Origin of the sequence: Aquimarina sp. AD1, from assembly GCF_003443695.1 — a bacterium.
GTDB lineage: Bacteria > Bacteroidota > Bacteroidia > Flavobacteriales > Flavobacteriaceae > Aquimarina > Aquimarina latercula.
This window is the reverse complement of the sequence record NZ_CP031966.1, coordinates 1,812,501-1,834,086: the sequence shown is the minus strand read 5'-3', so window position 1 is coordinate 1,834,086 and position 21,586 is coordinate 1,812,501. Positions and strand designations below refer to the sequence as shown.

The window sequence follows — 21,586 nt, the reverse complement described above, 5'->3', positions numbered from 1 at the left end:
AACCAAAATAATTAAAAAAAATGAATGTACTCCATTATGAATAAAAATATACAAACGTTCTTAATCATTTCAATTTTATTATTAAACTCTTGCGCAACATATCAGACTCAATATTTAGACGAAAATTTCCCAAAAAAATTACCTAATAAAGAAATAGAAAAAAGTTTCTATTTGGTTGGAGATGCAGGAAATGCCTCAATGAACCAAAGCACAGCTGGATTAGAAGCGTTAAAACAAATTGTAGAAAAAGAAAATACTGTTGACGATTACCTTATTTACCTTGGGGATAATATATATCAGAAAGGGATGCCCGAAAAAGGATCAGAAGATAGAGCCTTGTCAGAGCATAGGATAGATGCACAGGTAGAAGCTGCTGATTCTTTTAAAGGAGATGTAGTTTTTATTCCGGGAAATCATGATTGGTACAATGATGGGGTAAAAGGTTTAAGACGAGAAGAAAAATACGTAAGAAAAAAGTTAAGTAATAAAAGATCTTTTTTACCCTCAAAAGGATGTCCTATTGAGAGTATCGAAGTAAGTGACCAAATTCAATTACTTATTTTAGATACGCAATGGTATCTTGCTGATTGGAATAAAAATCCTACAATAAATGATAATTGTGAAATAAAAACTAGAGATAAGTTTTTAAATGAAATACAAGGTGAGCTTAAAAAGCATAATGGAAAAACTGTTTTAGTAGCAATGCATCATCCGATGTTTACAAATGGCCCACACGGAGGGAAATACAGTTTTAAGAGTCATATATTTCCTTCTAAAAAGAAAATTCCTCTTCCTATCTTAGGTTCTTTGGTTACTCAAATAAGGTCACAAGGAGGTGTTTCTCCTCAGGATAGGTATAATGAAAGTTATAATAAATTAATGAGAAGATTATCCACTATGGCGAGGGATAGTGAAAGAGTTATTTTTGCTTCTGGACATGAACATTCATTACAATACATTGACAGTAAAGGGTTAAAGCAGATAGTTTCAGGATCAGGATCCAAAGCTTCTGCAGCTACTTTGGGAAAAGATGGATTGTTCTCTTACCCAAATCAAGGTTTTGCAGTTTTAGATGTTTATAAAGATGGCTCCTCAAATGTACGTTTTTATGGAAATGAAGAAGGAGAAATAAAATTGGTATATCAAACAGATGTACATAAACAACCAGAAAATTATGATAGTGGTAATTTGAGTAATTCTTTTGATAATGATATTTCTGCAGCCATATATAATAAAGAAGAAACAGCAAAGTCTAATTTTTATCAATCTTTATGGGGAGATCATTATAGAAAGGTTTACAGTACAGATATTAAAATTCCTATTGCTACACTAGATACGTTGTTAGGAGGATTTACTATTGATAGACGAGGAGGAGGACAAGTTACTAGATCACTACGTCTGATAGATAGCACAGGGAAACGTTATAGTTTAAGGGCTATGAGAAAAAGTGTTACTCAGTTTCTGCAAAAAGGAGCATTTAAAGATACATATTTAGAAGACGATTTTGATGACACTTTTACAGAAGAACTTCTATCTGATTTCTATACTTCTAGTTATCCTTATGCATTTTTAGTTGTTGGCGGATTGGCGGACGCAATCGACGTATATCATGCAAACTCGAAAGTGTATTATATTCCTAAACATCCAGCATTAGGACAGTACAACAAAGATTTTGGTGATGAAATGTATTTTCTGGAAGAAAGACCTGGAAAAGAACACAAAGATTTAGCGTCATTTGGTAGGCCAGATGATATAGAAGGCACAGATGACTTACTTAAAAATTTGAGAAAAGATGAAGAGTATCAAATGGATGAAGCACATTATATCCGAACAAGATTGTTTGATATGATTTTAGGGGATTGGGACAGACATTCTGATCAATGGAGATGGTCTCGTTTTGATACAAAAAAAGGAAAATTATATCGTCCAATTCCTAAAGATCGAGATCAAGTCTTTTCTAATTACGATGGTGGACTTTTAGGTGTTATAAAGTTTATTGTTCCTATTACGCGTAAGTTTCAAGTATATCAAGGCGAATTAAAAAATGTAAGATGGATTAATGAGTCAGGAATTAGATTAGATCGAACTTTTGCACAAAATTCTGGTAAGAAAATATGGCTAGAAGAAGCAAATTATATTAAAGATAATCTTAATGACGAAGCTATAGATAAAGCGTTTAGTAACCTGCCTGTAGAGTTACAGGATGCAACGATAGAAAGAATTAAAGGCTATTTAAGAAAGAGAAGAGATAATATTGAAGATATAGCAGAGAGATATTATAAATACCTTTCTAAACAGGTGATTATTAGAGGAACGGATAAAGACGATCGTTTTGAAATAATAAGAAACGATAATAGTACAACCGTTAAAATTTCAAGGATAAAAGATGGAGTTCCTCAAGAACCATTTTATGAAAGAACTATTTTATCTAAAGAGACTAAAGAAATATGGATATATGGTTTGGATGATGATGATGAATTTATAGTTACCGGAAAAGGAAGTAACCCTATTTGTACGAGAATAGTCGGAGGACAAAATAATGATAAATACACAATAGAAAATGGGCGGCAAATAAGAGTTTATGATCATAAGTCAAAACCTAATACAGTTGTTAAAAAAGGTGGAGCTAAATTTATCTTTAGTAATAATTATAATCATAACACCTATGATTATAATAAGTATATAGATAAGACAAATACATTGACACCACTAATAGGGTTTAATCCAGATGATGGAGTTAATATAAACGTTACCGATGTTTATACAGTAAGAGGTTTTAATAATAATCCCTACCAGAGTAAGCATACGATTAAAGCAGCGTATTATTTTGCTACAGAAGGATATGATATCTCTTATAAAGGAGAATTCTTAAATGCAGTAGGAGATTGGAGGTTAGTAATTGGTGGAAAATATACAAGTGAAAATTTTGCGCAAAACTTTTTTGGTTTTGGTAATAATACAGTGAACCTTGATGATGATCTTGACTTGGATTATAATCGCGTCAAAACGGGTATTTGGGGTCTAAATGTTGGAATTGGTAAAAATGGTAGATACGGTAATGGCTTTACTGTTACAGCATCCTACGAAGGCGTAGAAGTACAAGATTCTCAAGGACGATTTATTACTTCTGGATTAGGTTTAGTAACATCGGATCCTGATTTTTTTGAAAGAAAGTTCTTTGCTGGAATTGATGTTAATTATGAGTATAAAAGTTTTGATATTAGTGCTAATCCAACTAGAGGTATGTTGTTTAAACTTCAAGGAGGTTCTAAAATGAATTTAGATGATACTGATAGAACTTTTGGATATATAAGTCCGAAATTAGGTTTTTATAACGCGATTACTAAAAATCGAAAATTAGTATTAAAAACTGATGTACAAGCAGAATTTCTGATCGGAGATGATTTTGAATTTTATCAAGCGGCTACTTTAGGAGGAATCAATAGTTTACGCGGTTTTAGAGAAGAACGTTTTACAGGAGATAAAGCATTAGCATTTAGCGGAGATCTTAGATATAGTTTTAATAAATTTAAAACAGGTTTGTTGCCATTGCAATTAGGGGTTTATGGAGGTTATGATATAGGTAGAGTATGGTTTGATGGTGAGGATGCGGATAATTGGCACGATTCAATAGGAGGAGGATTTTGGGTCAATGCTTTGGATACAATTGCCGGACAATTTAATTTGTTTAGTAGTGAGGATGGTTTACGTTTTACTTTTGGATTAGGACTAAGTTTTTAAAAACCACCTAAGAACTAAACTTAGGCGGTTTTTCAATAATCTAATTTATTATTAACTAGAAATTAGGTTGTATACTTGATATTTCTGTTTGAATAGCAGGTTGAGAATTCATCCATATAGTTGGATTCTCTATAGATTTATAATGAAAATGGTTATCCGTTATGGTATTATTGCTTTTACCTGTATTGGATTTCATAATTATCATTGGTTTTTTGGTGTTAGCTTCGTTTGATGTTGAAGTAATAGGGTTTTCGTAGGAACCGGAGGCAATTACTTTAGAACCATTTTCAATGCTAATTGTAATTTTTGGGTTATTATTGTTTTTTAGAATTACACCTTCTTCTATGGTTAATATGGAGCCATTGGTCAACAGGATTTCTTTAGGAACTATATAGGTAGTATTTGCTATTAATGTAATGTCATTAATAATAGGACTTTTTAATTCTTTTTCTTGACTAAAAGAAAAAGAAGATAATAGGATTAGAACAAAACTTAGGGGCATGTAGTTTTTTATCATAATATTGTATTTGGGGTTAATATAACATGTAGGTTATTTCCTTCAAATTTATTAATAATTATATTAAAATGCGTTATTCGGCTTTGTTTAATGTTATTTTATTGTGAATATTATTGTTAATAACTTTTGTTTTACGGTTTTTTTATCTCAAAAACATAGTGTTACTAATAGGTTGATTATCAACTAAATTTATGAAGCGTCCCTCTTGTTGTTAATAACTATTTTCTTGTAATTGATTGTTTTGGTGTTTTTTACGATAATTAGAGTTCTATTCCGTTTGGAATATTGTAGTATTATTTTGTAAAAAAGGAGAGAAAATAAGAAACTCCCAATATAAGATGCGAAATATTAGGAGTTTCTATTAAGGAGCAATGAATTGCTCACAAAACAAAATATTATTTTAAAATAAATCTAAAGTAGTTCTTGGTATTGGTTTCGTTGATTTATTAACAGGTTCTAAATTAGTCTTAACTTTTTTATTGTTTATTTTGGTTTTATCAATCAATTCAACTTTTCTAATATTAGAAGAAGCTAATTTTTTTTCGACAGTTTTTGAGTTATTATTTATAATTTCATGTGTTTTGTATTGATGAACTTTGTTAGCATCGTTAGTTACGTTTTGTTGAGAAAAAAGTAAACCAGATGAAAAAAAAGATATCATCATGAGATAAGCTGGATAAGCTTTCATATATAGATAGGATTTTGGGGTTATATAGAGAAAAATAGTATGACGATATAGTATTCTTCAATAGCTAATTTACTAATAAAAAAATCTATAAAGTACTAATAATCAACATGAAAAGCGTGTTTATCTCTTGTTAATTGTTAAAAAGTAAGTTTTGTACTACTTTTTTTGATTTGTTTGGTACTGATTTTACTGTTTTTGTCGATTAAAAGTTAAACCTTTAGTTTAAGTACTTAAGTGTTAATAACTTTTTTGTTTATTTTGGTAGTTTAGAGTTTGTAAGTGTTCTTGTATAATCTATAATTTAAATTATTTTGAAAGAGTTGGAGTTATTTACTGATCGATTACAATTAAAAATTGTTGATACGTCAAATTTATCTAAAATTCATGAGTTGCTCTCTGTTCCAGAAGTTGATCTTTATAACGCTTTGGGTATACCTACTAATAAAGAAGTTACAGATGTATATCTTCAGGAATGGATAGATGATTTCGAAATGAGAAAAGAGTTTGTTTTTGCAATATATATACAATCAAGTAAAGAATTTATTGGTTTAGTTTCTCTAAAAATTGGAAACCCTAAGTATAGTATAGGGTCCATTTGGTACAAGTTACATCCTAATTATTGGTCTAAGGGATATGCTACGGAGTCAGCTAAAAGAATTTTAAAATTTAGTTTCGAAAAAATTGGATTGCATAGGGTAGAAGCTGGTTGTGCTATAGATAATATAGGTTCTGTGAGAGTTTTGGAAAAAATAGGAATGATTAGAGAAGGTCATAAAAGAAAAGTGTTGCCACTTAAAACTGGTTGGTCAGATAATTATGAATTTGCTATGCTAGAGGAAGATTGGAATAACTAAGTGTAATTATTTTTCTAGCTGATATTGATATATTTTTCCTTTGGAATTCTTTCTTCGCTCATCGACAATAAATAAGGTAGAGTCATTTTTAAAACAAATCCCTTCTTTTTGAGAGAAGTGATTAAGTTTTATTTTTTCAATTTTTCCATTAAATAGATGATCACCTTCAAAGTCTGATAAGATAAATATTTTGTTATAAGTAAGAAGAGCAATTTTATTTCCTTTGGAATTTATGGCGGCACCAGATATAAAACAGTCATTAGGGTCACTACATGTTTTATACGTACCAATTAGTTTAGCAACTTGCTTTTTTCCAGGTGTATTTAAGAGTTTGTATAATTTTGTTTCACCATTAAATTTAGTACTCCTGTTTTTAGTAAAAAGATAGAAGCTCCCATCTTTATATATGAAAGCTTCTATATCAAAATTTCTTTTCTTTTTAGAGGGTGGAAACTTTTTTTGATCTTCTAGTGTAAACTCTATACTGCTTGTTTCAGGAGAATTTGATGTAATTCCTGATACAGTATAAATGGTAAGCTTCTTTCTCTTATTTTCATTATTCCCAAAATCTCCTATGTATAAATTATTCTGATGATCATAGGTCAAATCCTCCCAATCAATATTCTTGCTATTTGGGATTTTGATCTCATCTAAGATTTCTCCATTTTCAAGCAAACGAAAAAGTGTATGATCATTTCCAGAATCATTAATAGCATATAGATGTGAGTCATTTGGTAATCTGGTTACGCCAGATATTTCCTTTAAAGAATTTGATAAATGATTTACACTTAAAAAATCATGTTGACTTTTCTTTTGGCAACTAACAGATAGGGTAATACCTATTAAAAAAATGGAAATTTTTAGTTTCAATATATAAGTTTTAACTTTTTTGATTCCAGGCGTCTAACATCCAACTTGTTTTTTCTAAATCAGCAATATATGTGCCAGTAATATCTAAGGTACCTTCATCTCCAGCTACTTCAGCTTCTTTTGTTACAACTCTTAATTGCTTTAAAATAGTATCATGATCCTTAAGTATAGTTGTTATCATTTCATGATCTATTAAATTAGTTTCAGCTTCTTCTAAAGATGAAGTAGTTAAGTAAGAACTATAATTACTAATAGGTTTTGCTCTAAGAGTCAAAATTCTTTCAGCAATTTCGTCAATTTTTAGTTTAGCATCTTCATATAGCTCTTCAAATTTTAGATGTAATTCAAAAAAATTACGCCCGGTAATATTCCAATGAAAGTTTCTTAGCTTTTGATAGTACAAATGATAATCTGCTAATAAGACATTTAGTTCTTTTACGGTGTTGTTATTTAAATTTTTCATAGTTTTTATTTATTGATTTGTTTATTTCAATACAAAAATACTATAGTTTAAATGGTTTCAATTGAATTTACGATAGTTAGTAGTAATCGCGGCATTATTGGAATCGATTTGTGATTTCTTTAAGAATGAAATTATAATATTCGATATCATGAGGCACATATTCCTTTTTTATTTCTAAATCCTCCAGATGATTTTTAATAACTTGAATAGGAATTAATTTAACATCACAAACCTCTTCTTTCTGCAATGTAAGGTGCTCTATTGGCTTAGTTAATTTAGCTAAATACACATAATGAAATTCATTATCTATTATATGAACGTTCGGTTGCTTTTCTGATAGATAATTTCCAATAAACTCTAAGTCTGTTTTTTTAAGAGATAACCCAATTTCTTCTTCAGCCTCACGTATAGCAGAATCTTCTTTAAATTCTCCGGCACCAATATGCCCAGCAACAGAAACATCCCAAAGGTTTGGATAGGTATCCTTATTCCCAGCGCGTCGTTGGACTAAAACTTTTTCATCTATAGTATATAACCATATATGAACACTAGCGTGATATAATCCTAATTGATGTGCTTCAGATTTTAATCTAACTTCTCCAGTAGATTCAGCATTTTTATTTAAAATATCTATTAATTCGTCTGCCATTTTTTTGAAATACGATTATACTAATTTCCGATAAAATCATTCGTTATTATGAATTTTATATATAAATAACATTTATTTTTAGTATTTGTTGGTGTTTAATGTAATTGTTTGTTAAATTTTTATTGCTAAATTAATATATTTATGCAAATTTAATATATATGAAAATCGAAACCTGCCCAAACTGTGGATCTAACAAATATATTAAAAGTGGAATAGTTTCTAATAGACAAAGATACAAGTGTAAATCCTGCAATTATTATTTTTCGGTAAATAAGATAGGTAAGAAAATCGATGATTATTATGTTAATAAAGCGCTGCAACTGTATTTAGAAGGGTTAACTTATCGAGAAATCGAACGGGTTTTGGGGGTGTCTCATGTTAGCATTATGAATTGGGTAAAAAAATATAATATAAAGAGGCCTTATAATCATAATTATCATCCTACATATAAGATTCTCAGTGGATCAGAGTTGTCGATTTACTTTCAAAACTCAACTAATTTATCAGGAGCAGGTTTCGTAATTACAGAACTAGGAGATAAGTTTATGTTAATAAGATGGGAACGATTTAGGAATTAGATATATTAAATTAACAAAAAAGTATAGTACTTTTTTGTTAACTCATTCTTTTTATGAGATTAGCAGTGTGCACACAATCATTTTAATACTAATCTAATCTCTAAAACTTTATGATAAAGCAATTTATATTGCTGGTTGGGATTTTTCTATTTCTCTTTCAGTATTCATATTCACAGGGGTCTCCAGACTATACTGGTGGTTTAAAAGTGAAACTTAATGAAGATGGGTCTAAATATTTCAGAGTAATATCGTGGGCTCAGTTCTGGGCTCAATATAATGATGATGTCCCCGATGATGTAAGTAATACTAATTTTAGTATCAGACGTGCAAGAGTACTTTTGTATTCGCAAATCAATAAAGACTTTCTTATTCTTACGCATTTTGGGCTTAATAGTTTAAATGCGGATAATCAAAGTCCAACCGGACTGGGCGAAAGTTCTCAATTATTCTTCCACGGTGTGTGGGTACAATATAGTTTAGGAACAAATCATGCAATAGGAGCAGGGTTGCACTATTGGAATGGTATTTCTAGGTTAAATAATCAGAGTACTTTAAATATAATGACTTTAGATAATAATCGACAATCTTGGGCAACTATTGGTTTATCTGATCAGTTTGCTCGACATATTGGGGTTTATGCAAAAGGATCTTTTGGTAATTTCTCATATCAAGTATCCGTTAATGAGTCTATAACAAACAATCTTCAAGAAGCGGTAGATCCAGTAGCCAATGGTTCGGCAGTTTATGCAGGACGCAGATTATTGGGATCTAAAGATGCAGGTAAAAACTTTGCTGGATATTTTGAGTATAATTTTATGGATAAAGAATCAAACTTCTTACCTTACAAAGTAGGAACATACCTAGGTGGTAAGAAAGTCTTTAATGTTGGTGCTGGATTCTTCTATCATCCAGATGGTAGCGTACTTGCTAACGATGATGGGACATTAGAAGGAGAAGATGTAGCTATATTAGCTGTGGATGCTTTTTATGATGCACCTATAGGAAGTAATGGCTCCGCAATTACGGCATATGCAACTTATCAAAATAATGATTATGGAAAAGATTTTACTTTAGGACAAACGTATGAAACAGGATCCATGTTGTATAGCCATGTTGGGTATGTGATTCCTAATACAGATAAGAAAATAAAGTTTCAACCTTATGCATTGTTTAAAACCAGATCTATAGATGCTATTGATGATAATGCTACAAGTTTTGGAATTGGAGCAAATGCATATATCAGCGGACATAACTCTAAATTAACACTAGAGTATCAAAATACAAAATATGGCGATAATAGTGCCCAAGGATTATTAACGTTGCAAGCAATGATTTATCTATAAAATCTAATATTATGACAGAAAAAAGGAAAAAAGCAAAAGCGTACTGGAAGGAAAATGTAAAATACCTTTTTATACTACTTGCTATCTGGTTTTTAGTTTCTTACGGAGCAGGAATTTTGTTTAAAGATGCTTTAAATAATATTCGACTTGGAGGTTTTAGGTTAGGTTTTTGGTTTGCTCAACAAGGTTCAATTTATGTGTTTGTGATCTTGATTTTCGTATATGTTCGGTTAATGAATAAGCTAGATAAAAAGTACGGATATGATACTGATTAGGATTTTGTTGTTGTGGTTAGAAATTAAGCACACACGTTGAATGAGGCTTTATTGCTTGTAACTAACCTTGGTGTTTAATAACCAAAGGTTAAATAAAATTAAAATAACAATTTAAGATATAAAATTATGAATGTTCAATTATGGACTTATATTATCGTAGGAATTACGTTTGCATTATATATAGGTATTGCAATTTGGTCAAGAGCGGGATCTACCAAAGAATTTTATGTTGCTGGAGGTGGAGTATCACCTTTAGCTAATGGTATGGCAACAGCCGCGGATTGGATGAGTGCTGCTTCTTTTATTTCCATGGCGGGAATCATTGCTTTTGCGGGATATGACGGTGCGGTCTATTTAATGGGATGGACTGGCGGTTATGTGCTGTTGGCATTATTATTGGCACCATATCTCCGTAAATTCGGGAAATTTACTGTTCCAGATTTCATTGGCGATCGATATTATTCTAAAACGGCTAGATCAGTAGCGGTGTTCTGTGCTTTGTTGGTTTCTTTTACCTATGTCGCAGGACAGATGCGAGGCGTGGGAATTGTTTTTTCTCGTTTTTTAGAAGTTGAGATTAATACAGGTGTAATCATTGGGATGATTATAGTTCTTTTTTATGCGGTATTAGGAGGAATGAAAGGAATTACATATACACAAGTAGCACAATATTGTGTTTTGATATTTGCTTTTATGGTTCCAGCAATTTTTATCTCTATTCAAATGACAGGGAATCCAATTCCTCAATTAGGATTTGGAGGTACTGTAACTGACGGCTCCGAAATGTATTTATTAGATAAGTTAGACGGACTTAGTACTGAACTGGGTTTTGCAGCTTATACTGATGGTTCTAAATCATTATTAGATGTTTTTGCAATAACATTGGCTTTAATGGTTGGTACAGCAGGTTTACCACACGTGATTGTTCGTTTTTTCACTGTAAAGCGAGTAAAAGATGCTCGTAAATCGGCGGGATATGCACTTCTTTTAATTGCAATTTTATATACAACTGCACCGGCAGTTGCGGTTTTTGCAAAAACCAATTTGATAGAATCAGTTCAGAATAAGAAGTATGAAGAACTGCCAGCTTGGTTTAAAAACTGGGAAGATACTGGTTTATTAGGATGGGTAGATAAAAACAAAGATGGTCAAGTCCAATATTCGAGTGGTCACGCGGTGGAAGGAAATAAGAATAAACCTGTATTTGATGGAAAAAATCGCGGCGAAAAAGGTGAACGAGTAATTACAAATGTTAATGCAGCTACGAAAAACGAACTTTTTGTAGATAGAGATATTATGGTTTTAGCGAATCCTGAGATTGCAAATCTACCAAACTGGGTAATAGCATTAGTTGCTGCAGGAGGATTGGCAGCTGCTTTATCCACAGCAGCTGGTTTGTTACTTGTGATTTCTTCTTCAGTATCTCATGATTTGATAAAGAAAATGATTAAGCCGGATATTTCTGAAAAAGGAGAGCTGATCGCTGCACGTCTTTCTGCAGTAGCAGCGGTATGTGTTGCTGGTTATTTTGGTATTAATCCACCTGGATTCGTAGCAGCAGTGGTTGCCTTGGCCTTCGGCTTGGCAGCAGCATCATTTTTTCCAGCGATTGTATTAGGTATTTTTTATAAGAGAATGAATAAAGAAGGTGCAATAGCCGGAATGGTAGTTGGTATTTTATGTATGCTGTTGTATATGATAAAATATAAATTAGGTTGGTTTGATGAAACACTTCCTTCATCTAGTGAATGGTGGTTTGGTATTTCTCCAGAAGGTTTTGGTGCAGTAGCTATGGTTATTAATTTTATAGTTTCTATAGTAGTCTGTAAACTCACTGCGGCGCCACCTCAAGATGTTCAAGAAATTGTAGAAAATATTAGAATACCGAGCGGAGCAGGAGAAGCCGTAAATCATTAATAAAAGATATAGAGGCCTATGTGAGTTTTGTTAATCGCATAGGCTTTAAAAGCATAATAATATTGCATGAAAAAACGACATCAACAAAAATTGATCATACTATCATTAGTGTTGTTATTACTTTTTAATATCCCATTGGTGTTAATATTTAACCATTCAGGAAGTGTATTGGGGTTTCCTATAATGTTTTTTTCTATTTTTTTGATTTGGGCTATTGGAGTTTTAATAGCTGCAATTATTTTAATGAAGTATTATGAATAATTATATTTTAATATTCATAATTATAATATACCTGGCACTTTTGTTTGGGATTGCTCTATGGGCAGAAAAAAAAGCGAAAAGTAGTTGGGTCAATAATGCATATGTATATACTTTATCATTAGCGGTTTATTGTTCAGCTTGGACATATTATGGTAGTGTCGGGATTGCAGCTACATCAGGTATAAGCTTTTTGACAACATATTTGGGGCCGGTAATTGCATTTCCTCTATGGATTATAGTATTAAAAAAGATAATAAGAATCTCCAAGGAACAAAAGATATCAAGTATCGCTGATTTTGTTTCTTTACGCTATGGTAATAACCGATTCTTGGGAGCGTTGGTGACTATAATTTGTGTGATCAGTATTGTACCATACATTTCATTGCAATTAAAAGCAGTATCCGAAACATTTGCGATTATTTCTATAGATACAAGTCTTTCTTCATCTTCAATTTTTCAAGACACTACGTTTTACGTAGCATTATTATTAGCTGTTTTTGCGGCGTTTTTTGGAACTCAACTTACTGATGCTACCAGAAGAAGACAGGGAATTGTGTTTTCTGTAGCAGTAGAATCAGTTTTAAAATTAGTTTTCTTTTTAACAATTGGGATTTACGTCACTTATTTTTTATTTGATGGAACCACTGATATTTATGATAAAATTTCCAAAGTTGAAAATTTTGAATCACTTACTACACTTAATGGTTTAGAAGCCGGTATTAATTGGTATTTTATGATCGCATTGTCGTTTTTTGCTATTTTTCTATTACCGAGACAGTTTCAGGTTTCTGTTATAGAAAATACATCAGAAAAGCACCTTAAGAAGGCAATTTGGTTATTTCCATTATATCTTTTGTTATTTAATTTATTTGTAATATTTGTTGCTTGGGGAGGAAAATTAAGTCTTGGCGATAATCTTAATCCGGATTATTATACATTGTTGTTGCCACTGCAAAATGATAACATATTTCTGGCTACTTTGGTCTTTTTAGGAGGATTTTCTGCAGTAATTTCTATGGTAGTAGTTTCTACATTGGCATTATCGGTAATGCTAAGTAATAATCTAATTATTCCTTATGGTTTTCTTGATAAATTTAGTAGAAGTCATCCGGAACGAAATGCTTATTATATTAAAAACATTAGAAGAACTGCAATCTTTATATTGATAGTTGGAGCCTATTTGTTTTATATTAATTTTAATGTGCAATTATCTTTGTTTTCAATCGGACAAATTTCTTTTGTAGTTATATCGCAATTAGCACCAGCATTTTTTATTGGATTGTTTTGGAACAGAGGTTCGGCGATTGCCGCCAAAGCATCGATAATTACGGGAACATTGATAACAGTGTATACATTAATCTTACCATTCGTAATGGATATTATATTGGGCGATACTGGTTTTATTCGCAATGGAGCTTTTGGGATAGAACTATTAAAACCGTATGAATTATTTGGAATAGATTTTATGACACCGGTTACTCATGCATTCTTTTGGAGTTTGTTTTTTAATACCTTGGTGTATTTATCAGTTTCTCTTTCTAGAAAAGGAAATTATAGGGAGCGTAATTATGCCGAAATGTTTGTGAATAATAGTTATAATTCTCTTCAGGAGAGTGCATATGTATGGAAAGGAGAAGCCTATGTTTCAGATATTAGAAACCTATTAACTAAATTTCTTGGTACCACAAGAACCGAAAGAGCTTTGAAATTATTTTATAAAAAATATGGTTTATCTATTAATGAAGAAAAAGCAGATGCCCGATTAATTAATTTTTCAGAAAAACTATTAACCGGAAGCATTGGAGGAGCTTCTTCACGAATCTTGATTGCTAGTGTTGTAAAGGAACAACCTGTTACGTTGGTAGAAGTTTTAAAAATTTTAGAAGAAAGCAAAAAAACAATTTCAACAAATAAATTTTTAAAACAAAGATCAAATGAACTTATTGAACTAACGGAAGAGTTAAAACAAGCGAATGAAGAATTGAAACTTCAGGATAAAATAAAGGATGAATTTTTAGATACAGTAGCGCATGAACTTAAAACTCCGATTACATCTATAAGAGCAGCGGCAGAAGTTTTATTAGATGATGAAGATGATATGCCAAGTGAATTGAAAACACAATTCTTAAGTACTGTTCTAATGGATGCAAAAAGACTTTCTCGATTAATACATAATATACTCGATTTAGAGAAACTTTCTTCTGGTAGAGAAATTTTTGATAAAAAGAATAATAATTTGGTTGATACCTTAAAACAAATAATTACTGGGGTATCAACGATAACAAAACAAAAGGAAATTAAAATTATTACCTCTGATTTACCTGACAAAATTCTTGTTTTTTATGATGAGGACAGGATGCAACAGGTCTTTACTAATGTTTTATCTAATGCGATTAAGTTTGTAGAGAATAAAAATGGATTGATAACAATTACACTTTCAGAAGTTGATAACCTTGTTAGAATAATAATACAGGATAACGGGAAAGGTATTTCCGAGGGAGATAGAAAATACATTTTTGATAAGTTTTACCAGTCAAATAATCAAAATATTAAGAAACCTGTTGGTAGCGGATTGGGATTGGCTATCTGTAAACAAATTATGGAAGGGCATTCAGGTAAAATATGGATTGATGATTCTTTTAGTAAAGGGGCCAGGTTTATTATTGATTTGCCACAAAATGTAATAAGCTAATTTTTAGAAATGAAATAAAAAGAAATTTTATCTTACGAAAGGATAGAAAACCTACGACAAATGCAGAAAAAAATATTAATAGTAGATGATGAGCCTAATATAGTAATGTCTCTAGAATATACTTTTAAAAAACAAAATTATGAAGTTTTTATCGCTAGAGATGGAAGTGAAGCTATTCAGATTTTAGAAACACAGATACCGGACGTAGTATTATTGGATATAATGATGCCCAACGTGGATGGATATCAAACAATTGAATATATAAGAAAGAATCCAAAAACAGAAAAAATTAAAGTAGTGTTCTTAAGTGCTAAAAACAAAACTGCTGATATAGAAAAAGGATTAGAAATGGGGGCTGATAAATATTTATTAAAACCATTTTCGGTTAAAAAAGTAGTGGCAGAAATAAAAACTTTAATTGAATAAAAAAAACAGAGTATTAGATGTTAAAAAAACATAAGTAAATGTTTTTTAGCAACAATAAAGTGTTGTTTGCCTAAATAATTATGTAAGGTAAAATGATTATTAAGAAATTGAATATTAAAAAAATATAAAACCAACTATAATGAGTAATTATCACATAAAACATCTTGAAGAATATTTTCAGGTATATAGAAAATCTGTTAGAAATCCAGAGCTTTTTTGGAGTGAAATAGCAGAAGAACATTTTTTATGGAGAAAGAAATGGGATAAGGTACTGGAATGGGATTTTACCAAACCAGAAGTAAAATGGTTCCAAGGCGCAAAATTGAACATTACAGAAAATTGTATAGATAGGCATTTATATGTTCGAGGAGATAAAACTGCCATTTTGTTTGAGCCTAATAATCCTAAAGATCCTACAGAGCATATTACATATAATCAATTGCATGAACGAGTATGTAAATTTGCGAATGTTCTTAAAAGTAAAGGGATTCAAAAAGGAGATAGAATTTGTATTTATCTTCCAATGATCCCAGAATTAGCAATTTCAGTTTTAGCTTGTGCAAGAATAGGTGCTATTCATTCTGTAGTATTTGCGGGGTTTTCTGCCACAGCATTGTCAACTAGGATTAACGACTGTGATGCTAAAATGGTTATTACCTCCGATGGATCCTATAGAGGAGCAAAAACAATTGATCTAAAAAGTATTGTAGATGATGCATTAGAAGATTGTCCTGGGATTAACTCTGTTCTGGTGGTAAAAAGAATAAAGTCTGATATACAGATGAAACCAGATCGAGATGAATGGTTACAGCCTTTACTAGATAGTGCAGATACCGAATGTATTCCTGAGGTCATGGATGCAGAGGATCCTCTATTTATATTATATACCTCTGGTTCTACAGGAAAACCAAAAGGTATGATGCATACTACTGCGGGTTATATGGTCTATACTGCATATAGTTTTAAAAATGTTTTTCAATACAAGGAAGATGATATTTATTGGTGTACGGCTGATATAGGGTGGATTACAGGACATTCATATATTGTATATGGCCCATTAGCAAATGGAGCGACAACAGTAATGTTTGAAGGAGTACCATCCTATCCCGATTTTGGAAGGTTTTGGGATATAGTTCAAAAGCATAAGATTACTCAGTTTTATACTGCTCCAACAGCTATAAGAGCTTTGGCGAAGGAAAATTTAGACTATGTTACTGAGTACGATTTATCAAGTCTAAAGGTGTTAGGTACGGTTGGAGAACCAATAAATGAAGAAGCTTGGCATTGGTATAATGATCATGTAGGTGAAAAGAAATGTCCAATAGTAGATACTTGGTGGCAAACTGAAACAGGAGGAATCTTAATTTCACCTATTCCTTTTGCGACACCAACAAAGCCTACATATGCAACACTTCCAATGCCTGGTGTACAACCGGTACTTATGGATGAAAATGGAAATGAAATTGAAGGAAATCAGGTAGAAGGAAGATTGTGTGTTAAGTTTCCTTGGCCTTCCATAGCAAGAACTATTTGGGGTAACCATAAGAGATATAAGGATACTTATTTTTCTGCGTTTAATAATAAATACTTTACTGGAGACGGAGCTTTCAGAGATGAGGTTGGGTATTATAGGATAACCGGTAGAGTAGATGATGTGATTATTGTATCCGGTCATAATTTGGGAACTGCACCAATAGAAGATGCAATTAATGAACATCCTGCGGTAGCAGAATCGGCCATTGTCGGCTTTCCGCACGATATTAAAGGAAATGCCTTGTATGGTTTTGTAATTCTTAAAGAAGTTGGAGAATCTAGAGATCGTGATAATTTGAGCAAAGAGGTGAATCAACAAATAACTGAACGTATAGGACCGATTGCTAAATTAGATAAAATTCAATTCGTATCCGGATTGCCTAAAACCAGAAGTGGGAAGATTATGAGGCGTATCTTGAGAAAGATAGCTTCTAAAGATACATCGAACCTTGGAGATACGAGTACATTATTAAATCCAGAAGTAGTTCAAGAGATAATGGATAATGCACTGTAGTATTTTCTGTATTAATTAAAAAGCCTCGCATTTGCGAGGCTTTTTAATTTGTTATTTTTTTGATTTAGCTCTTGCTCTAGGTTTAGGTTTTTCAAAATAACTAAAAGTTTCTCCCGATTTTATAGAAAGCAAACTTTCGTAAATAAGACGTATAACATTTTCTACATCATCTCTATGAACCATTTCTACAGTAGTATGCATATAGCGAAGAGGTAAAGAGATTAATGCCGATGCAACACCACCATTACTATATGCAAATGCATCAGTGTCCGTTCCTGTTGATCTACTTGATGCCATGCGCTGAAAAGGTATTTTCTTTTTTTCTGCAGTATCAATCAACAATTCTCTAAGTCTATTTTGTACAGCAGGAGCATAAGAAATTACAGGGCCATCACCAATTTTGGTTTCACCTTCAGTTTTTCTTTCTATCATAGGAGTGGTTGTGTCATGACAGACATCCGTTACGATAGCTACATCGGGTTGTATAGTATGCGTGATCATTTCGGCACCTCTAAGACCAATTTCTTCTTGTACAGAATTAGTAATATAAAGACCAAAATCAAGTTTATCCTTGTTTTCCTTTAGTAAACGAGCAACTTCAGCGATCATAAAACCACCCATTCTGTTATCTAAAGCACGACAAACAAACTTATCATTATTAAGAATAAAAAACTCGTCAGGATATGTTATTACACAACCAACATGAACTCCAAGAGCTAATACTTCCTCTTTGGTATTGCACCCAACATCAATACATATGTTACTTAATTTAGGAGCTTCTTCTTTAGCTTTATTTCTTGTGTGGATTGCTGGCCAACCGAATACGCCTTGTACAATTCCTTTTTTTGTATGAATGTTTACGCGTTTTGATGTCGCTATTTGGTGATCACTACCGCCATTTCTAATAACATAAATTAAACCATTGTCCGTAATATAGTTTACATACCATGAAATTTCATCAGCGTGCCCTTCAATTACTACTTTGTATTTAGCTTTAGGATTAATGACAGCAACAGCAGTTCCATATGTATCAGTAATAAAATCATCTACATAAGGTTTTAAATAATCCATCCAGATTTTTTGCCCTTCCCATTCATAACCTGTAGGCGCCGCATTGTTCAAATACTTCTCAAGAAAAGTCAAAGACTTTTTATTTAGTATACTTTTTTTAGCCATTTATATAAATTTGTTTTGTACGAAGTTAATAATATTCACAAAGATTTTACAGTTTACAAACTGTTTATTGTTAATTTTGGAATGATTTTAGAAGATCAATATCTATTATGCAGAAAAAAATAATGTACATATTAATGATATTATTTCCATTGACGGTTTTGTGTCAAAAGGAAATAGATTCAATAAAAACTGATTCTACGGGGTATGTACAATACTATATTATAGAAGGAGATACGATTCCACACGATGCTATTGACCTTGATGAAGTGGTGATATTGGGTAAGTTGAAATTTAAAGATAGACTAGCAAGAAGAAAGTATCTTATATTAAGACGCAAAACAAGAAAAGTTTATCCATACGCAAAATTAGCATCAGATAGGCTAACAACGTTAAATGAAAGATTAAAAAATATTAAGTCTAAAAGTGCTCGTAAAAAATATGTAAAAATACTTCAGAAGTATATGGAAGAAGAATTTACAGCAGAGTTAAAAAAGATGACGCGTACGGAAGGACAGATTTTAGTAAAGTTAATTCACAGGCAAACTGGTCAGACAATGTTTGATTTGGTAAAGGAATATAGAAGCGGTTGGAAAGCATTCTGGTATAATAGTACAGCTAAACTTTTTAGCATTTCCTTAAAAGAAGAATATGACCCTATTAATGTAGAGGAAGATTATTGGATCGAAGATATTCTACAAAGAAGTTTTCAATCTAATATATTAGAAGAACAAAAAACGGCATTGGATTTTAGTTTTTATGACCTTAGAAACAAATGGAACGATACAATTAAAACTACTGCCACAAAGAATTAGTGTTATTATATTTCTTTTATTTAATAAGTACTCTTTTTAATACTATCTCCTAGAAAACTTCTGATTTATTGATATTGATAATCTAAGTTTTAATTTAAGATGTTGTATTTGTGGTTGTTATGGATTTAGGGAGTGAGAAAAGCTGTACTTGTATTGTTAAAAACTTTTATCCTTTATTTTGATTTATTTTATTATCTTCGCTTTCCAACTTTTTAAAAACCAGTAAGTTCAAAATTTCTTTAAAAAAATACTTATTTTTTTTGTTGTTGATTAGAAAAAGGGTTGTATGTTTGCACCCGCAAAACGGGATATTGTTTTGTTGTGTTCATTGAGATTGATTTTGTTTGTTTGAGTTAGGTTTTACTGAGGTTTAGATGCTTTTGTAGATTTGGTTCAGGTTCTAAAAAAAACTTTATTTTTTTTCAAAAAAGTTTTGTGGAATTAAAAAGAGGTTGTATATTTGCACCCGCTTTGAGAAACAAGCGAAGTTCATAAGAATAAAAGTTGTACTGGAGTAGAGTGATTAGGTTCATTTATAGGGTTCGATTCCTTGTTAATTTTCGATTAACGACTGGCAATGAAGATTGTTTTCAGTTAGTTAAAAAAGTTCATTGATATATTGATTGACAGCGCGTATTATGGTTGTATTTAATTACGATCATATTACAATAAGAATTAAGACTAGAAGCATTTTTGAGATACGATTTAAAATTCCTGTTGTTATTGTTAAATAATATTTAAGAATACACGATGAAGAGTTTGATCCTGGCTCAGGATGAACGCTAGCGGCAGGCTTAACACATGCAAGTCGAGGGGTAACGTGAGTGCTTGCACTTGACGACGACCGGCGCACGGGTGCGTAACGCGTATAGAACCTACCTTATAGTAAGGGATAGCCCAGAGAAATTTGGATTAATACCTTATAGTATGATAAGATGGCATCATTTAATCATTAAAGATTTATTGCTATAAGATGGCTATGCGTTCTATTAGCTAGTTGGTATGGTAACGGCATACCAAGGCAACGATAGATAGGGGTCCTGAGAGGGAGATCCCCCACACTGGTACTGAGACACGGACCAGACTCCTACGGGAGGCAGCAGTGAGGAATATTGGACAATGGAGGCAACTCTGATCCAGCCATGCCGCGTGTAGGAAGACTGCCCTATGGGTTGTAAACTACTTTTATAGAGGAAGAAACAGTTCCACGTGTGGAACTCTGACGGTACTCTACGAATAAGGATCGGCTAACTCCGTGCCAGCAGCCGCGGTAATACGGAGGATCCAAGCGTTATCCGGAATCATTGGGTTTAAAGGGTCCGTAGGCGGGTCTGTAAGTCAGTGGTGAAAGTTTTCGGCTCAACCGGAAAATTGCCATTGATACTGCAGGTCTTGAATCATTATGAAGTGGTTAGAATAAGTAGTGTAGCGGTGAAATGCATAGATATTACTTAGAATACCGATTGCGAAGGCAGATCACTAATAATGTATTGACGCTAAGGGACGAAAGCGTGGGTAGCGAACAGGATTAGATACCCTGGTAGTCCACGCCGTAAACGATGGTTACTAGCTGTTCGGACTTCGGTCTGAGTGGCTAAGCGAAAGTGATAAGTAACCCACCTGGGGAGTACGTTCGCAAGAATGAAACTCAAAGGAATTGACGGGGGCCCGCACAAGCGGTGGAGCATGTGGTTTAATTCGATGATACGCGAGGAACCTTACCAGGGCTTAAATGTAGTATGACAGGTTTAGAGATAGACTTTTCTTCGGACATATTACAAGGTGCTGCATGGTTGTCGTCAGCTCGTGCCGTGAGGTGTCAGGTTAAGTCCTATAACGAGCGCAACCCCTGTTGTTAGTTGCCAGCGAGTAATGTCGGGAACTCTAGCAAGACTGCCGGTGCAAACCGCGAGGAAGGTGGGGATGACGTCAAATCATCACGGCCCTTACGTCCTGGGCCACACACGTGCTACAATGGTAGGTACAGAGAGCAGCCACTTTGCGAGAAGGAGCGAATCTATAAAACCTATCACAGTTCGGATCGGAGTCTGCAACTCGACTCCGTGAAGCTGGAATCGCTAGTAATCGGATATCAGCCATGATCCGGTGAATACGTTCCCGGGCCTTGTACACACCGCCCGTCAAGCCATGGAAGCTGGGGGTACCTGAAGTCCGTCACCGTAAGGAGCGGCCTAGGGTAAAACTGGTAACTGGGGCTAAGTCGTAACAAGGTAGCCGTACCGGAAGGTGCGGCTGGAACACCTCCTTTCTAGAGAA

Annotated in this window: 17 protein-coding genes and 1 rRNA gene; 12 read left to right on the top strand and 6 right to left on the bottom strand. The window is 32.7% G+C overall.

All coding sequences use genetic code 11. The annotated features are described in order from the left end of the window. Positions 1 to 36: 36 nt before the first annotated feature. Positions 37 to 3,741, top strand: a complete 3,705-nt coding sequence (locus tag D1815_RS08295) for a metallophosphoesterase (protein ID WP_118386590.1) — start codon at positions 37 to 39, stop codon at positions 3,739 to 3,741. Between the two features lie 55 nt (positions 3,742 to 3,796). On the opposite strand, the gene D1815_RS08290 is transcribed toward D1815_RS08295, so the two are convergent. Both D1815_RS08290 and D1815_RS08285 read right to left on the bottom strand, forming a co-directional pair. Then, complete coding sequence (locus tag D1815_RS08290; protein ID WP_162897349.1) at positions 3,797 to 4,258, bottom strand: hypothetical protein; 462 nt, start codon at positions 4,256 to 4,258, stop codon at positions 3,797 to 3,799. 400 nt (positions 4,259 to 4,658) lie between these two features. Beyond that, a complete protein-coding gene (locus tag D1815_RS08285; RefSeq protein ID WP_118386588.1) occupies positions 4,659 to 4,946 on the bottom strand; it encodes a hypothetical protein in 288 nt (95 codons plus the stop codon). A gap of 311 nt (positions 4,947 to 5,257) precedes the next feature. On the opposite strand from D1815_RS08285, the gene D1815_RS08280 reads away from it, so the two are divergent. Continuing rightward, complete coding sequence (locus D1815_RS08280) at positions 5,258 to 5,800, top strand: GNAT family N-acetyltransferase (protein ID WP_118386587.1); 543 nt, start codon at positions 5,258 to 5,260, stop codon at positions 5,798 to 5,800. Between the two features lie 6 nt (positions 5,801 to 5,806). On the opposite strand, the gene D1815_RS08275 is transcribed toward D1815_RS08280, so the two are convergent. From D1815_RS08275 to D1815_RS08265, 3 genes are all read right to left on the bottom strand, one after another. Then, positions 5,807 to 6,670, bottom strand: a complete 864-nt coding sequence (locus tag D1815_RS08275; protein ID WP_081415641.1) for an SdiA-regulated domain-containing protein — start codon at positions 6,668 to 6,670, stop codon at positions 5,807 to 5,809. A gap of 10 nt (positions 6,671 to 6,680) precedes the next feature. Then, positions 6,681 to 7,133: a Dps family protein gene (locus tag D1815_RS08270; RefSeq protein ID WP_118386586.1), complete on the bottom strand. Its 453-nt coding sequence runs from the start codon at positions 7,131 to 7,133 to the stop codon at positions 6,681 to 6,683. A gap of 94 nt (positions 7,134 to 7,227) precedes the next feature. Further along, positions 7,228 to 7,782: an NUDIX domain-containing protein gene (locus tag D1815_RS08265; protein WP_118386585.1), complete on the bottom strand. Its 555-nt coding sequence runs from the start codon at positions 7,780 to 7,782 to the stop codon at positions 7,228 to 7,230. A gap of 158 nt (positions 7,783 to 7,940) precedes the next feature. Between D1815_RS08265 and D1815_RS08260 the strand changes: the two genes are divergently transcribed. The 8 genes from D1815_RS08260 to acs all read left to right on the top strand — a co-directional run bounded on the left by D1815_RS08260 (position 7,941) and on the right by acs (position 17,321). Beyond that, positions 7,941 to 8,360: a helix-turn-helix domain-containing protein gene (locus D1815_RS08260; protein WP_027393974.1), complete on the top strand. Its 420-nt coding sequence runs from the start codon at positions 7,941 to 7,943 to the stop codon at positions 8,358 to 8,360. Positions 8,361 to 8,470: 110 nt separating this feature from the next. Further along, positions 8,471 to 9,703, top strand: a complete 1,233-nt coding sequence (locus D1815_RS08255; protein ID WP_118386584.1) for a hypothetical protein — start codon at positions 8,471 to 8,473, stop codon at positions 9,701 to 9,703. A gap of 11 nt (positions 9,704 to 9,714) precedes the next feature. Next, positions 9,715 to 9,978, top strand: a complete 264-nt coding sequence (locus tag D1815_RS08250) for a DUF4212 domain-containing protein (protein WP_027393972.1) — start codon at positions 9,715 to 9,717, stop codon at positions 9,976 to 9,978. Positions 9,979 to 10,104: 126 nt separating this feature from the next. Continuing rightward, positions 10,105 to 11,895, top strand: a complete 1,791-nt coding sequence (locus tag D1815_RS08245; RefSeq protein WP_027393971.1) for a sodium:solute symporter family protein — start codon at positions 10,105 to 10,107, stop codon at positions 11,893 to 11,895. Positions 11,896 to 11,961: 66 nt separating this feature from the next. Next, entirely contained in the window at positions 11,962 to 12,156 is a 195-nt protein-coding gene (locus D1815_RS08240) for a hypothetical protein (RefSeq protein WP_027393970.1), read from the top strand. After that, positions 12,149 to 14,848 carry a sensor histidine kinase gene (locus D1815_RS08235; protein WP_118386583.1) on the top strand — a complete coding sequence of 900 codons (2,700 nt, stop codon included), beginning with the start codon at positions 12,149 to 12,151 and terminating at the stop codon, positions 14,846 to 14,848. The genes D1815_RS08240 and D1815_RS08235 overlap by 8 nt, the downstream gene beginning before the upstream one ends. A 60-nt stretch (positions 14,849 to 14,908) precedes the next feature. Next, entirely contained in the window at positions 14,909 to 15,274 is a 366-nt protein-coding gene (locus tag D1815_RS08230) for a response regulator transcription factor (protein WP_118386582.1), read from the top strand. Between the two features lie 139 nt (positions 15,275 to 15,413). Next, on the top strand, positions 15,414 to 17,321 hold the full coding sequence (gene acs, locus D1815_RS08225) for an acetate--CoA ligase (protein ID WP_118386581.1): 1,908 nt from the start codon (positions 15,414 to 15,416) through the stop codon (positions 17,319 to 17,321). Between the two features lie 51 nt (positions 17,322 to 17,372). Here the strand turns inward: acs and D1815_RS08220 are convergent, their stop codons facing one another. Then, positions 17,373 to 18,497 (bottom strand): M42 family metallopeptidase, encoded by a 1,125-nt coding sequence (locus D1815_RS08220; RefSeq protein WP_051336190.1) that lies wholly within the window; start codon positions 18,495 to 18,497, stop codon positions 17,373 to 17,375. A 107-nt stretch (positions 18,498 to 18,604) separates the two neighbouring features. Between D1815_RS08220 and D1815_RS08215 the strand changes: the two genes are divergently transcribed. Beyond that, positions 18,605 to 19,309: a DUF4294 domain-containing protein gene (locus D1815_RS08215; RefSeq protein WP_027393966.1), complete on the top strand. Its 705-nt coding sequence runs from the start codon at positions 18,605 to 18,607 to the stop codon at positions 19,307 to 19,309. Between the two features lie 747 nt (positions 19,310 to 20,056). Further along, positions 20,057 to 21,578, top strand: a 16S ribosomal RNA gene (locus D1815_RS08210). Positions 21,579 to 21,586 lie beyond the last annotated feature (8 nt).

Coding starts and splice junctions, on each gene's coding strand:
- D1815_RS08235 (WP_118386583.1), top strand. CDS start 12,149: ATGAATAATTATATTTTAATATTCATAATTATAATATACCTGGCACTT.
- D1815_RS08295 (WP_118386590.1), top strand. CDS start 37: ATGAATAAAAATATACAAACGTTCTTAATCATTTCAATTTTATTATTA.
- D1815_RS08285 (WP_118386588.1), bottom strand. CDS start 4,946: ATGAAAGCTTATCCAGCTTATCTCATGATGATATCTTTTTTTTCATCT.
- D1815_RS08245 (WP_027393971.1), top strand. CDS start 10,105: ATGAATGTTCAATTATGGACTTATATTATCGTAGGAATTACGTTTGCA.
- acs (WP_118386581.1), top strand. CDS start 15,414: ATGAGTAATTATCACATAAAACATCTTGAAGAATATTTTCAGGTATAT.
- D1815_RS08230 (WP_118386582.1), top strand. CDS start 14,909: ATGCAGAAAAAAATATTAATAGTAGATGATGAGCCTAATATAGTAATG.
- D1815_RS08240 (WP_027393970.1), top strand. CDS start 11,962: ATGAAAAAACGACATCAACAAAAATTGATCATACTATCATTAGTGTTG.
- D1815_RS08220 (WP_051336190.1), bottom strand. CDS start 18,497: ATGGCTAAAAAAAGTATACTAAATAAAAAGTCTTTGACTTTTCTTGAG.
- D1815_RS08250 (WP_027393972.1), top strand. CDS start 9,715: ATGACAGAAAAAAGGAAAAAAGCAAAAGCGTACTGGAAGGAAAATGTA.
- D1815_RS08215 (WP_027393966.1), top strand. CDS start 18,605: ATGCAGAAAAAAATAATGTACATATTAATGATATTATTTCCATTGACG.
- D1815_RS08265 (WP_118386585.1), bottom strand. CDS start 7,782: ATGGCAGACGAATTAATAGATATTTTAAATAAAAATGCTGAATCTACT.
- D1815_RS08255 (WP_118386584.1), top strand. CDS start 8,471: ATGATAAAGCAATTTATATTGCTGGTTGGGATTTTTCTATTTCTCTTT.
- D1815_RS08270 (WP_118386586.1), bottom strand. CDS start 7,133: ATGAAAAATTTAAATAACAACACCGTAAAAGAACTAAATGTCTTATTA.
- D1815_RS08260 (WP_027393974.1), top strand. CDS start 7,941: ATGAAAATCGAAACCTGCCCAAACTGTGGATCTAACAAATATATTAAA.
- D1815_RS08290 (WP_162897349.1), bottom strand. CDS start 4,258: ATGATAAAAAACTACATGCCCCTAAGTTTTGTTCTAATCCTATTATCT.